Genomic DNA, 15,405 nt, shown 5'->3' with positions numbered 1-15,405 from the left:
ATCTTTGTGTATAAAAGAACATATCTTATAGCTTGAACTTTTGTTTTCTATATCCTTAAGATGTGTTTTAAAGCTGAAATATTTTTTGTTTTTAGTTTACAAACTATCGATTGCACTTAGTTGTCACTTCTTTGAATTCGTAAATTTTTCTTGTTTTTAAAATATAGTTAACTATAGTGATAGGTTATTAGTAGCTTGAATTATTTACTACTAACTTATATAAACTATGAAAAAAAAATACCTATTCAAAGGAATAATTCCTATTGGATTTTTAGGAATTTTTACCAGTAGTGGGATATTTGCCGCTCCCCTACATCTATCTGCCGCGACGAATTTGCGTATTATTATTCAAAACGAAATTTCTGGAAAAGTTGTAGATGCGCAGGGCAATCCTATTCCTAGTGTCACTATCTCAAGTTCAGATGGCAAATCCACAAGTACATCAGTTAGTGGAGAATTTAAAATTCTAGCCAAAGTAGGAGATGTGTTGACACTTAAAAGTGTAGGCTTTCAGACGCAGCAATATACGATTAGGAACGCATCAGCAAACATTATACAATTGGTAGAAGATGTTGGTAATTTGGAAGAAGTTGTTATTGTAGGTTACGGAAGACAACGAAAGGGAAATCTAACGGGTGCGATATCTTCTGTCAATGCAGATCAGCTAAAAAATATTTCCCCATCCAATTTGTCTAATACTTTGGCTGGACGTGCGCCAGGTGTCAACGTTACCAATACTTCTGGTATGGCTGGAGCATCTTCCAGCTTACGTATTCGTGGTAGCTTTGCCGAGCCGCTATATGTTATTGATGGTATCGTTAGAGATAAAGCTGCATTCGATGCTTTGGAAGCAAATGAAGTTGATCAAATGAGTTTTTTGAAAGATGCAGCAACTGCTGCTGTATATGGAACACGCGCTGGTAATGGTGTAGTGGTCGTAACTACTAAGAAAGGAACGATTCAAGCGCCTGTCTTTAATGTACAAAGTAATTATACTTTAGGTGCACCAACACAAACATTGCTGGCGGATATTACCACGGCTGCTGATGAATTGACATATCAAAATCGTGTATCTCAGTTTTTATGGGAACGTGGTGATCGATCAACACCTTGGGTGGCACCTAACACGCAAAAAGAATTTGATTATTTTAAAGATAAGGTATATAGCGTCAATGATATGATTTGGCGTAATCCTTTTAGCCATAGACAATCCATTTCTTTGACCGGTGGTGGAGATAGAATAACTTATTACAATTTGTTAAGTTATAGAAAAGAGAATGGATCGTACAAATCATTAGAACATGAAAAGTTCAATTTGAGGAGTAATGTTAGTGCACGTGTGACTGATGATTTCAGTATTGATGTAAATATTGCAGCAAATCAAACTAACTCAAAACGTTTTTATTGGCCGTTTAGCACATCTGCTGCAGATGACGATTTTGATGTTTCAGATTTTTATCGTGTGACATTCAATTGGCCAAAAATGTATCCATTTTATCTAAATGCTGATGGATCACCAAGTAGCACGCCAACTGAATATCCGGTGCAAACACCTATGGGCAGCTGGCAGGCCTGGAACGTGATTGATCAAGTGATTGGAAATCGTTACATAGACCGTAAAGTACGTCAAGTGAATCCGATAATGACCTTAAATTATAAACTTGATAAGTTAGTAGAAGGTTTGTCTACGAAAGTAGTAGGAAGTTATGTGGCTGATGATTATATGCGTAAGAGATTCATGACATTCCAAAAGAACTATACATTTACGTCTTTGGATGCCAGTGACAATAGATTTATTCCTGCACCCCCTACTGAAGATAAAATCAATATTTTTACATTTAGTCAAGCCCAGCCTTTCTTAGATTATACACCACAGCGAGAGTGGCAATACCAATTAAACTGGTTTTTAAACTATAATCGCACATTCAACAAACATTCAATTGATGCCATGTTAGTTTATGAGCAATATAAATTTGGCGGCACATACGTTAACTCAAGAGCAGAGAATCCAATAGTAAGCTTAGATCAAATGTATATTTATCCTACAGATCGTAATTTCAGATCTACTAATGCAAGCGAATCTGTAGATGCACGTCGTGGTGTTATTGGTCGTGCCAATTATAACTATTCAGATAAATATATTGCAGAATTCTCATTCCGCTATGATGGTTCACCGTTATTTCCTGGTGACAAGCGTTGGGGCTTTTTCCCTTCCATGTCTGCAGCATGGCGTATTTCAGAAGAAAGCTTTTTCGAAAGTGCTAAAGGCTCATTTAATGACTTGAAGCTAAGAGCATCGTTCGGTACTACGGGTAATGATTTAAATGTCGGCGCGGTGAAGATTGCACAATTCTTATATCAGGAAAACTATGCGCCTTCAGGAGGATATATTTTTGGAGACCGCTACTACAATGGTGTAACTTATGGTTCTAATCCTACGCAAAATCTTACATGGACAACTTCAAAAAGTTATAACCTAGGTCTAGACTTTGCAATGGCAAATAATCGTCTTTCTGGTAATATTGATGTTTTCAAAAGAGATGAGACAGATATTTTGGGTGGTAGAAATTTGATCGTTCCAGATAATTACGGTCGCACATTAGCGCCTGAAAATTATGCTGCTCGAAGTTATAAAGGTGGTGAATTTACGTTGGGATGGAATGATCGTGCAGGAGAATTTTCTTATGGTATAACAGCCAACATGGGTTATGCAGTCGATCAATGGAATATTTATGATGAAGAACCTTCATATGAATCAGGAAGAGAGCAGAATTTTAGATCAAGAATAGGTCGACCAGAGAACAGAATTATTGGTTTGGAAGCAGTAGATATAGTAAGAACGCAGGCTCAATTGGATGATCTTATTGGCAAAGGCTTTAAAACGTATGGTCGTGATCCTTACTTAGGAATGATTTTGTATAAAGATGTTAAAGGTGCTAATTATTCAGGTGGTCCTGACGGAAAAATCGATGATAATGATATGATGTTGTTATCAGAGAATAATACTCCGCGAATTAATTATGGATTAGGGTTAAATGCAAGTTGGAAAGGTTTATCTATTTCAGCTTTATTACAAGGTGTAATGGCTTACGATAGAATTATAAGTAATCAAGAAGGTGCAGGTATGCGTCAGCATGGTGGTTCATTCCGTCCATATTACCCAATATGGGCTGGTGATGTGTGGACTCCAGAAAATCCAAATGCTCAATATCCTCGCGTAGTAGGGTCAAATTGGCAAGAATCTGGTAGTGTAGCATCTACTTTCTGGATCAGAAATGGTGCTTACATGCGTTTGCGTGATTTTAATGTTTCATACGGGCTACCGCAATCTATTGCAAATGCTATGAAAATAAAGAGCGTAAATGTATTCTTCAATGGAACTAATTTATTTGTGTTATCACCTATGACAGAGTTTCATGATCCGGAACAAAAGATGTATGATTCCTACCCAGTGATGAAGACATTTACATTAGGTTTAGATGTTAAATTTTAATGATTATTACTATGAAAAAGATATTATATCCTATACTAGCCCTAGCCTTAGCGACATCTTCCTGTAAGGATGTCCTTGATATTCCAAATTTAGGTTCATTGGATGAAGAAAGAGTATGGAATGACCCTAATTTAGTTAATGCTTATTTAGCAAATCTATATCCATTATTCGGAAACTGGTCTGCAGGAGCAGATAACAATTCAGATCAATTGATAGGAATTAATTTTCCTCTAGATGCGGTGACGGTAAATAATTCCTCTTATAAAGCTTGGGATTATACAACTATAAGAAGAATAAACACGGCAATTCAGAATGTGAATGCAAGTACAGGTTTGTCTACAGAAGTCAAAAACAGTGTGCTTGGCCAAGCCCTATTTATGCGAGCATATATGTATTTTAATATGGTCAAATTTCACGGTGGTGTTCCCTACATCACTGAACCACAAGAGCTAAATAGTGAAGATTTAGAAACACCAAGAAATAGTACGAAAGAATGTTTTGAATTGATTGTTAAAGATTTAGATCAAGCTATATCCTTTCTTCCATCAACTATTCAAAAAGGATCTACTGATTACGGCAAGGTAGATGGAAACTTTGCTGTAGCATTCAAAGCTAAAGTGTTGTTATACAAGGCGTCACCACAATATAATCCTAATAATCCATATGGAAATGAATACTGGGCAGAAGCAAATGCAGCTAACAAAACAGCCTATGAACGGCTTATAGCGAATGGCTATAGTCTTACACCAGATTATTATAATATAGCTTTACAAGAGAAAGGGCCTGAAGTAATCTTTGCTGTGATCAATACTTATCCCAATAAAGTTGCGAGTTACGACTATGGTGTTCGTCCGGGATCAGAAAGTAGAGGTACAGCAAGCTCAGTGCCTTCATGGGAATTCGTAAAATCTTTTCCTATGAAAGATGGTAAGCTTTATTCGGATCCTACAAGTGCATATTACAAAACTGATGCACAATTTTTACAATCATATTGGGAAGACCGAGATCCAAGATTTGAAAAATCAATTGTTTGGAATGGTAAAATTTATGAAGTTTCTGGTAAGATGGGCAAAAGACAATACACTTCCGTAGGTGTTGCGGCGGCATTAGACGATTTTGGAATTAATCCAAACGCACGTACACCATCCGAAAACTTAAATCGCTATAGTGGTTTTTTTATCTTAAAGAATTCTAAACTTTCATTAAAACAAACTGAAGTAGAAACGCAATATGATGTAGATTACGTAGTGATGCGCTTGGCTGAAGTCATGCTGAATTATGCTGAAACTGCGAATGAAACTGGAGATTTGAATACAGCAAAAGATCTACTGAAGAAAATTCGGCAGCGTGCTGGTATTGATGCTGGATCAGATGGCAACTATGGTATCTCTGCTAATACTAAAGAAGGTATAAGAGACGCAATTCTAGCTGAAAGAAATATTGAATTCTCCTTTGAAGGACACCGTTTCTGGGATTTAAGAAGATTGCGTAAGCTTGATGTACTGCACAATAAAACCAAATTTGGTGTAGAAGCAATTGCTATAAATCCTGATGGTTCGGAAATGAATTTGGAACAGGCGGCTAATTTAGCGCGTAATTTTCAACTTGTTGAGAATCAGTTTAAATATATTCTATTGCAAGTCCCCCGTACTGGAGCGCAGGTAAATATTCTGCCTGACACATACTATTTCTTCCCTCTATCACAATCAGTATTGGATAAAAATTCAAAATTGGAGCAAAATAAAGATTGGGGAGGAACATTCGATCCAACGATAAATTAGTCTCTGAAAAAGAGTTAAAGCAAAAGCATCAAGAAATTGGTGCTTTTCATATTTATAGATAATTTGTAATATCTAACATGTATTTTATATTTTTTATAAATAAATAAGGCTATTTTAATAAATGCAAAACTTGTTAATATTATAGCATATTTGGATCACTAAATAATTGTCTAAAGGAGTGCAGGCTATGCAGCATAGGTTATTTTGTCATTTTATATTTAATCTAATCTTAATATTACAATAATAAATAGTTTGTCTTTGAAAAATACTTTTGCAGAAAGTATAACTATTTATGAAATTTAAAATATTATTAGGGGGATGTATTTTAGCGATTGGTGCTGCTAATGCACAAGAAATTGCTAGGGGAACCGTATACCATGATGCAAATCAAAATGGTAAAAAAGATAGAACAGAATTAGGTATTTCGACTGTGTCCGTTAGTAATGGACATGATGTGGTACAGACGAATTCTAACGGAGAATATGAAATTCCTGTTGGGAAAGATAACATGATCTTTGTTGTTAAACCAAGTGGTTTTGGCTTTCCACTAAATGACAAGAATTTGCCGCAATTCTATCATGCCCACAAGCCTCAGGGTGCCCCAAAGTTAAAATATACGACTTACTCACCTACGGGAAAATTACCAAAGCGTATTGACTTTCCGTTATATAAACAAGAAGAAAACAATAGCTTCAAAGCATTAGTATTCGGAGATCCACAAGCATACAATCTGGATGAAATTGCTTATTTCCAAAAAGGAATAATTGATGATATTGAAGTTGCTAATGATATTGCATTTGGTATTAGCTTGGGTGACTTAGTAGGTGATGATTTAGTGTTGCATAAACCATATCAAGATGCAATTCAAAAAATTGGTAAACCTTGGTATAACGTCATTGGTAATCATGATATGAACTTTGATGTGAAATCAGATTCTTTGTCTGATGAGACGTTTGAGTATCATTTTGGGCCAGCGAATTATTCCTTCAATTATGGCAATGCCCATTTTATTGTTCTTGACAATATTATTTACCCTAATCCACGTACCGGTAAAGGTTATTTAGGTGGTTTTAGAAAAGATCAATTGGATTTTATTGAGAACAATTTGAAATTTGTACCAAAAGACAAGTTGATTGTTTTAAATTTTCATATCCCATTGGCGCATACAAATTCTGATGTATTTCGTAATGAAGATAGACAACGCCTTTTTGATATTTTAGCATCCTATAAATATACTGTTTCGATGTCTGCACACACACACTATCAACAACAAATTTTCTATGGAAAGGAAGATGGATGGCGACAAGAAATGCCACATCACGAGTATAATGTAGGGACAACATCGGGTGATTGGTATTCTGGATCCTTTAATGCGCAAGGAGTTCCTAATTCTACAATGCGCGATGGTACACCAAGAGGGTATGCAATATTGAATGTGGAGGGTAACAAATACTCTTTCAATTATAAGGTAGCGGGTGAAAGCAAAGATTATCAAATAAAAATCATTGCACCTAAAGTGATTGATAAGAAGCATATCAAAAGATATAAAATTACTGCAAACTTCTTCCTTGGTAAGAAAGGTGATAAAGTTCAATTCCGTATTGGAAATCAAGATTGGAAAGATATGTCTTATATAGAAGCTGTAGATCCTTCATATCAATATGAAGTTTTAAAATTTGATAATGCAGAAAACTACATTCAAGGTAGAAGACCATCGACTCCTGTTAATTCTTCGCATTTGTGGGAAGCTAAATTTCCAAATTCTTTAGAAGTAGGCAAACATCAAATTGAAGTTAGAGCTACAGATATGTATGGAAACACCCATCACCAGTTGACTTCATTAGAAATCCTTAAATAATTCATAAGTAATACGTTTCAATGTTTAGGATGGAATTTATATTCCATCCTTTTTGTGGTTAATCCATATTGTAAGGGATTTTGGACGGGTTAAATCAATTAATAAAATGTTTTAATAACGACTACTTAATATTCACTAAACATAGTCTTTCTATCCTTGCAATAGAAAAAAACAAATTAATTTAACCCATTATTCCATGAATCGCTACCTATTGAAGGGCTGTATCATCAGTGCCTTAATTAGTTTTTCGAGCTGTGAAGATGAACGCAAATTCACAGCTGTTGAGTATGATCCAAATAAGGAAGTTAAGCTGACCTCATTCTTTCCTACGGAAGGAGGTGCACGCGATAAAATTTTGTTAGATGGTGAAAACTTTGGTCAAGACCCATCTAAAATAAAAGTCTATTTCAACAAGGCGCGAGCTACTGTCGTTTCATCAAGTGGAAACCGTATTTATGCAATTGTACCACGTTTACCGGGAGAGAATCCTTCAATCTCTGTTGTTGTAGGTTCTGATTCTGTTGTCTATGAAAATTCTTTCGTTTACAATACACAAGCTTTGGTGAGTACCGTCACTGGTAATGGCATCAAATCATTTACACCAGGTCCATTATCGGAAGCAACAGTTTATGGTAAATATTTAGAATTAGACCGTGAAGGAAATATTTTCATGTCTTGGCGAGATGGGAATACTGTAGGTAGCACCGAAGCAACATTCGGCGTTGCTCGTATCAATGAAGCAGAAAATATTGTAACGCCACTAATTCAATCACCAGCAACGGGAAGAGTTTTGTTTGCTAATGGTCTCACTGTAGATCGGGCAACTGGGGTTGTGACCGCAGCGCATGAATCTGTACAAGAAGTTATGTTCACTTTTGATCCTAAAGAAGCTTGGTATCCACGTCAACGTAATGCTAAATATTCTACTAGTGATTATGCATCTATTGTTGTGGCTGACCGCTATAAAAACTTTATAACATTCTCTCCTTGGGATGGGAATTTATATACACGTTTTAGGGATGGCAAAGTCGCTCGTATAAATCCACAAACTTTAGAAGCGAAGATCGTACATCAAGGCCCTTATGGTTCTCAATATGGCCAAGCTATCAACCCAGCAAAACCTTGGGAGCTATATATCACGTTGCATTCTAACGCGAGTCCAATCGAATTTAGGCAAGGAATTATGGTCTTGGATCTAAGAGATCCGGATGGAACAGGTGGATTCAAAAGATTGAATGCGCCAGGAGGATCGGCTTTCAAAGATGGGCCAATTGAAGATGCACTTTTTAACCTTCCAAAGGACATTAAGTTTGATAATGATGGAAATATGTTCGTTGCGGATTATGGAAATCATGCGATACGTATGGTATCACCTGACAGAATCGTTACGACTGTGGCAGGACAGCCAGGTAAAGCCGGATTTAAAGATGGAGGGCCTGCAGAATCACTTTTTAATCAACCTTGGGGTGTAGCTGTGAATGAATCGGGGCACATATACATTGCAGATTGGAGTAATGCCAGAATCCGAAAATTAGTAATCGAATAATAATCAATCATTAAAAATGAAAATCATAAAAATATTCTCCTTGTTGTTGTTCTGTGTATTTATTACGCCAGTGGCTGCGCAGCAAGGGAAAGAAGTGTCTATTGCAGGGAAAGTAATAGATGTCAACAATAATATATTACCAAACGTGTCAATATATATAAAAGACAAGCCTTCTTCGGGTCTTTCTACAGATAACTCAGGTAATTTTAAAATTAAAGCAATCTATGGAGATAAGGTGGTTTTCACTTCTATAGGCTATAAGACCCAAGAGTTTGTCGCAATTACTGATACTGTAAATTTAGTAATCACACTCGATGAAGATAATGCGGCGATTGATGAAGTAGTAGTTGTCGGTCTCGGTAATGTACAGCGTAAAATTAGTAATGTCGGAGCAATAACAACGGTTGATGTCAAAGATTTACAAAGTCCTGCACCTTCTATTACAAACCTTTTGGGGGGGCGAGCAGCAGGTGTGATTTCTATGCAGACAAGTGGCGAGCCGGGTAAAAACAATGCAGATTTCTGGGTGAGAGGTATTGGAACTTTTGGAGCCAACAACAGTGCATTAGTATTGATTGATGGATTGGAAGGGAATTTAAATACATTGGATCCCGCAGATATTGAGAGCTTCTCAATTTTGAAAGATGCTTCTGCTACGGCAGTATATGGTGTTCGAGGTGCTAATGGAGTTGTTTTAGTTACTACTAAGCGTGGTTTAGTTGATCGTATTCAATTAACAGCACGTGCAAATACGACTTTATCTGCGTTAAATCGCTTGCCAAAGTATTTAGATGCCTATGATTATGCAAAATTGGCCAATGAAGCAAATGTAATACGTGGTAACACTCCTTTGTACAATGATGTAGAAATGGGTATTATCAGAGATGGGCTAGATCCAGATTTATACCCCAATGTTGATTGGCAAGAAGAAATATTAAATAAGAATTTCTGGTCTAACAGTTACTATGTAAGTGGTCGTGGTGGATCGGAGGTTGCACGTTACTTCCTAAGCTTAGGTGGTAAAACACAAACCGCAGCATATAAGGTTGATAAAAACTCTGTATACAGTTCTAACGTGGGTTTCAATTCTTACAATTACCGAATCAATTTGGATGTGAACCTTACTAAAACAACAAAAGTCTTCTTAGGTTCTGACGGATTTTTATCAGCGTTAACGCAGCCAGGTCTAGCCAATACGGATAATATATGGGGAGCGCAATCACGCCTTACGCCATTAACTATTCCAACTCAATTCTCTAATGGTTTATTACCAGGACGTGGTACAGGAGATCAATCTTCACCTTATGTGATGATCAATAGAACAGGTAAAGCTCTGGATGAAGAGTACAGAGGTAAAACAACCTTAGCGTTGAATCAAGATTTGTCGGGTGTGTTAGATGGTTTGAAGTTTAGAGTGCAAGGAGCGTATGATATTTACAGCTATTTCAACGAAAGACGTCACGTTCAGCCCGCATTGTATAATGCTTTGGGTAGAGCTGCTGATGGATCGTTGATCACAATCTTAACAGTGCCAGAACAAAAAGCTTCGTACAATAAAGATATAAGACAATTTCGTAAGTACTTCCTCGAATCTGTAATCAATTACGATAAAGTATTCAATGAGGATCACCGTACTTCTGCATTGATTTATTATTACATGAGTGATGCCAAAGATACTAAAGATGCTAAAAGTAATTTAGATGCAATTCCATTACGTTATCAAGGCGTGTCCAGCCGTTTCACTTATGGTTATAAAGACAGGTATTTATTAGATGCAAATTTTGGTTACACAGGCTCGGAGAACTTTCAACCGGGTAGACAATATGGTTTCTTTCCTTCTGTAGCATTGGGATGGGTGCCATCTAGCTATGAGTTCCTAAAAGAATCAGCACCATGGTTGGATTATTTCAAGATTAGAGCTTCGTATGGCTCGGTAGGTAATGACCGTATTTCGAGTATTCGTTTCCCTTATTTGACAAAAGTAAATCAAGGTAATTCAAATATCGGTGAGGGTACTGATGTTTGGGGAATAGGTGGTATTGAAACTGTTAATGAAACACGTATTGGCGCAGATAATTTAGCTTGGGAACGTGCTATCAAGACAAACATCGGTTTTGAAGGTAAATTATTCAATAACAAAGTTGATTTCGTGTTCGATATCTTCAAAGATATGCGTAATGGTATTTTCCAACAACGTGTACAGGTTCCAGATTACGTAGGGGTTATTTCAAATCCTTTTGCAAATGTAGGTCGTATGCAAAGTTCGGGTGCGGATGGTAACATTTCCTATAAAGGAAGAATTACTTCGGATTTGGATTTCACTGTCCGTGGTAATTTCACATACTCAAAGACTATGGTTAAAAATTGGGAGCAAGCATACCTTGAACATCCATATTTAGAATACAATAACTTTCCACACAATTCCATCCGCGGTTTACAAGCAATTGGATTATTTAAAGACCAAGATGACATCAAATACAGTCCGCAACAAACTTTTGGTGCGGTGATGCCAGGTGACATCAAATACAAAGATGTTAATGGTGATGGTATGATTGACAATTTGGACAAAGTGCCATTGACACATAGTGACGAACTGCCGTTAATTATGTATGGATTTGGAGGAGAGTTTCGTTATAAAAAGCTTTCACTGGGGGTATTATTTAAAGGTACAGGAAGTAGCCCATTCTTTTATGGTGGAATAGGCTACCGTCCATTCTACGAAGGAGCACTTGGAAATGTATTGGACATTGTTGCAGATCCTGCAAACAGATGGATTCCTATGGATTATGCCATGGCAAATGGTATTGATCCATCTTTAGCAGAAAATCCAAATGCGAAATTCCCACGATTAGCTTACGGCGGAAGCACAAACAATAATCAAACATCTACATTCTGGCAAGGAGACGCCAAATACATTCGCTTGCAAGAGGTAACAATTAGTTATAACGTAAATCCTAATTTCCTAAGAAAGGCTGGTATAAAATCTTTGGATTTACAATTTGTTGGAAATAACCTTTATACGTGGGATACGGTGAAAATATTCGATCCAGAGCAAGCAAGGTTTAATGGTCGTCGTTACCCAATACCATCTACGTATTCGGTGCAAGTTTATGTTAATTTTTAAGAAAGAAAGATAGAATTCAAATAAATGAAAAAGTCAATTCTAAAAAGAGTTTTTGGAGCATCGGTTCTACTAATTTCCTTATCTATGACATCATGTAAGGATTATTTAAACATTGATAATTACTTTGACGATGAGTTTCAAATAGATTCAGTTTTTAGCAATACGCGAAACATGGAAGCCTATATGTGGGGAGCTGCCGCCATGTTTTTGGATGAGTCTAGTACTGTTCGTAATGCACATACACCAGGGCCTATGGCTTCTGATGAAGCATTCAACGGTTTAACAAACGCAAATGGTTCGGGGAATATTTATCATGGGATGGACTTTGCAACAGGACGTATCACGCCGGATTTCTTTGGTGAAGGAACACCCAATTTAAATCAATGGGGTAGGTACTATAAGATTATTCGCAAAGCAAACTTTATATTAAGCAATCTTGATCAACCACAAGACTTGACAAATAGTGATCGTGCTAGAATTGAGGGATACACACGTTTTATAAGAGCTTATGCTTATTATTATCTGTTACTAGACTTTGGACCTCCTATTATTTTGGGTGATGAGATTGTAAATACAAATGAAGATCTTCCATATTATGATAGAGAGCGCGCAACGTTTGATGAAGCAATGGATTATGTTTGTGGGGAATTTGAAAAAGCTGCATTACTTATGCCTTCAGATGTTGGCATTTTAGATTTCGGCAAACCAACAAAAGGTGCTGCTTATGCATTGGTAGCTAGGCTGCGTTTAATGCACGCTAGTCCATTATACAATGGTGGACAAGCGGCTGCTGCTTATTTTGGGTCGTGGACACGTGCTTCAGATGGGGTACACTACGTCTCACAAAATTATGATGAATCAAGATGGGCGCTAGCAGCCGCTGCCGCAAAACGTGTAATGGAAATGGGTAAATACAAATTGCATACCGCAGATGCTGACGAGTTGACCGCTCCACTACCAAAAGGAGTAACTTCTGATCCAAACTTTTACAGCAGCTATCCCAATGGTGCTGGTGGTATAGATGCATTCAAATCTTATTCCGATATCTTTACAGGGGAGGAATATGCTGCTGTAAACCCAGAGTTTATTTGGGCTAAGAATGCGCCATACATTAATACTACAATCAATCAAGGGGCATTTCCACCCTCACTTGGTGGATGGGGACGTTTTTGTGTGACTCAAAAGGTTGTGGATGCCTATTTAATGGACGATGGTCGTACAAAAGAAGAAGCTTCAGCTGATGGTTATTATTCCGAAAATGGCTTCACTTCCCAAGCAAAAAGATTTTCTGGTTACCCACTGAATGCTGGAGTTTATAACATGTATGCTAATAGAGAAATGCGATTTTATGCATCGGTCGGATTCAATGGTGCAGTATGGCAGAACCTAAGTGTCGTGTCAAAAACAAATCATGCAGCAGACTATTATTACCAAGGTGCTGATGGTCGTGGTGGTGTAACAGCTTCTTCTCCAAATTATCCAATCACTGGTTATGTAATCAAAAAATATAATCATCCGATGGATGCGTTGACAGGAACAGGGGCACGTAGAATTGACAAGGCATATTCAATAATTCGCTATGCGGAGATATTGTTGATTTATGCAGAGGCACTAAATAATTTAACTGGAAGTCATACGGTGCAGTTGGGTAATCAAAGTTATACCTTAAGCAGAGATATAGAAGAGATCAAAGCATCATTTAATTTAGTGCGTTATCGTGCTGGACTTCCAGGATTGACAGCTGCGCAATTGAATAATGTAGACTTGTTGCAAGATCAAATTGAGCGTGAGCGCATGGTAGAATTCTTATGGGAAAATCTTCGTTACTATGATGTACGTAGATGGGGAATATATGAAGATACAGAACGTGAGCCTATGAGTGGCATGAATCCTGACGGTGCTACGCCAGAAACCTATTACCGTCGTGTTATTCCAGGTTCATCTTCATTTTTAAAACGTGAGGTTAATAAAAAATTAGTTTGGCTTCCTATTCCTCGTGCCGAGCTACGAAGATTGCCATCTGTGGTGCAGAACCCAGGCTATTAGATTAAAGTAATAACATAAAATAATAATCATGAAACGCAGTATAATAGCGCTACTTAGTTTACCTTTTTGCATGATTTCTTGTAATGATACAGAAGTCTTTGAACAAGAAATGTATAAAAATGTGGTAGCATTGATAAGTAGTTCATACCATAATAATTTTGAAGAAGTAGTTCCTTTGAATGGAGAGGAAGTTACAGGGTATATTTCAGCCTCCGTTGGCGGATCATATGCACCAACAAAAGATCTATCATTAAACTTAATAGAAGAAAATACGCCGTTTAACAGATACAATTGGTCATTATATGACGCCGATTCTTCGCGATATGCTAGACTTTTGCCAAGTGATAAATATGAAATACCCGATTACAAACTTGTGATAAAAGCTGGTGAACGTACAGGTCGTACTTTAATAAAACTTCGCCCAGATGGTTTATCACCAGATTCAACTTACTTCATAAGCCTTGTTGCTGCAGATGCAGAAGGGCTGGAACTTAATCCAACGAAGAAGAATATTTTGTATAAAGTGTCAATATATAATCAATATGCTTCTCAGTCTGCAAATTCGTTTTATAGTATGACAGGATTATTGAACGGTGCAATAACTGCTGCAAGTAAACAATTATTCCCAATTTCTTCAAACAGTGTACGTGTGATAGCAGGTACCGAGTCATTTGTAAGTGATGAAGAAAATATTGCAAATTCAGCAATACTCCTTGAGGTTGATGCGGAAAACAAAGTAAAAATCAAACCCTACAAGAATATAGAAGTAGAGCAAATTGACGGAAATTCACGTTTCCCAAATACTTTTCATGTCGAAGAATCTTTCGGACGTAAGTTTAACGTCTTCTTATTATCCTATCGTTATATTCTCAACAATGAGATTCGTGAAATGCAGGAAGAATTGCGCATGGAAATAAGAAAGTAATGCACTAACCAAAATCTATATCATTTTTCATTAGGCTGCTGTTAGTTACAGCAGTCTGATGAAAAATTAGTAAGGTCTCTTAAAACCTTACAATCTCTTCAATCTGCTCTTTAATAAATTTTTGAGTGATCGGGTCGACAAATACTCCATAGCTGTTCAGTTCGTCTTTGATATGAGGTATGTGGATTTTTAGAGGTAATACGTGCATACGCACATAATTGCAAACACCCGTGAAATGATCTACTCCACGAATATTGCCATATTTACCTGTAGAAACACCAACCAAAGCGGCTTTTTTGTGGTAAAAAGAAGCTGGGTAAGCGCAAGCATCCACGAAAATTTTTAGTGCTCCAGGGTAGCTGCCATTATATTCAGGAATAATAAAAATGAATTTTTTAGCGGCTGAAACTTTAGTCTGTATACTTGCAAAAGCGTTAGATCTTTTACCGTACAAATCGGTATACAAAATGTCGTGAGGCAAATCTTCCAAAGAGAATATTTCCCATTCTTCACCTTTACTGTGCAATTCTTCTTTGTAATAGTTAGCTACTTTTAAAGAGTTACTACCCAGCCTATTTGTACCTGATATAATTAAATTCATTGTGACGTTGCAACTTATCGTAATCGATACA

General features: G+C 36.9%; 8 protein-coding genes. 7 read left to right on the top strand and 1 reads right to left on the bottom strand.

The window, feature by feature from the left end; genetic code table 11:
- Positions 1–226 precede the first annotated feature (226 nt).
- The 7 genes from GOQ16_RS02035 to GOQ16_RS02005 all read left to right on the top strand — a co-directional run bounded on the left by GOQ16_RS02035 (position 227) and on the right by GOQ16_RS02005 (position 14,773).
- A complete protein-coding gene (locus tag GOQ16_RS02035) occupies positions 227–3,493 on the top strand; it encodes a SusC/RagA family TonB-linked outer membrane protein (RefSeq protein WP_160067409.1) in 3,267 nt (1,088 codons plus the stop codon).
- 11 nt (positions 3,494–3,504) lie between these two features.
- On the top strand, positions 3,505–5,274 hold the full coding sequence (locus tag GOQ16_RS02030; RefSeq protein WP_149912773.1) for a RagB/SusD family nutrient uptake outer membrane protein: 1,770 nt from the start codon (positions 3,505–3,507) through the stop codon (positions 5,272–5,274).
- A gap of 292 nt (positions 5,275–5,566) precedes the next feature.
- Complete coding sequence (locus tag GOQ16_RS02025; protein ID WP_160067407.1) at positions 5,567–7,132, top strand: calcineurin-like phosphoesterase C-terminal domain-containing protein; 1,566 nt, start codon at positions 5,567–5,569, stop codon at positions 7,130–7,132.
- A 196-nt stretch (positions 7,133–7,328) separates the two neighbouring features.
- A complete protein-coding gene (locus tag GOQ16_RS02020; RefSeq protein ID WP_160067405.1) occupies positions 7,329–8,678 on the top strand; it encodes an IPT/TIG domain-containing protein in 1,350 nt (449 codons plus the stop codon).
- A gap of 16 nt (positions 8,679–8,694) precedes the next feature.
- On the top strand, positions 8,695–11,802 hold the full coding sequence (locus GOQ16_RS02015) for a SusC/RagA family TonB-linked outer membrane protein (protein WP_160067403.1): 3,108 nt from the start codon (positions 8,695–8,697) through the stop codon (positions 11,800–11,802).
- Between the two features lie 24 nt (positions 11,803–11,826).
- A complete protein-coding gene (locus GOQ16_RS02010; protein ID WP_160067401.1) occupies positions 11,827–13,848 on the top strand; it encodes a RagB/SusD family nutrient uptake outer membrane protein in 2,022 nt (673 codons plus the stop codon).
- A 28-nt stretch (positions 13,849–13,876) separates the two neighbouring features.
- The gene (locus tag GOQ16_RS02005) at positions 13,877–14,773 is read left to right on the top strand and encodes a BT_3044 domain-containing protein (RefSeq protein ID WP_160067399.1); all 897 of its coding nucleotides are present in this window, start codon (positions 13,877–13,879) and stop codon (positions 14,771–14,773) included.
- Positions 14,774–14,852: 79 nt separating this feature from the next.
- Here GOQ16_RS02005 and GOQ16_RS02000 read toward each other — a convergent pair whose 3' ends face one another.
- Complete coding sequence (locus GOQ16_RS02000; RefSeq protein WP_160067397.1) at positions 14,853–15,374, bottom strand: NADPH-dependent FMN reductase; 522 nt, start codon at positions 15,372–15,374, stop codon at positions 14,853–14,855.
- Positions 15,375–15,405 lie beyond the last annotated feature (31 nt).

The organism is Sphingobacterium bovisgrunnientis (assembly GCF_009829085.1).
GTDB lineage: Bacteria > Bacteroidota > Bacteroidia > Sphingobacteriales > Sphingobacteriaceae > Sphingobacterium > Sphingobacterium bovisgrunnientis.
This window is presented reverse-complemented; position numbering and strand designations above follow the sequence as displayed.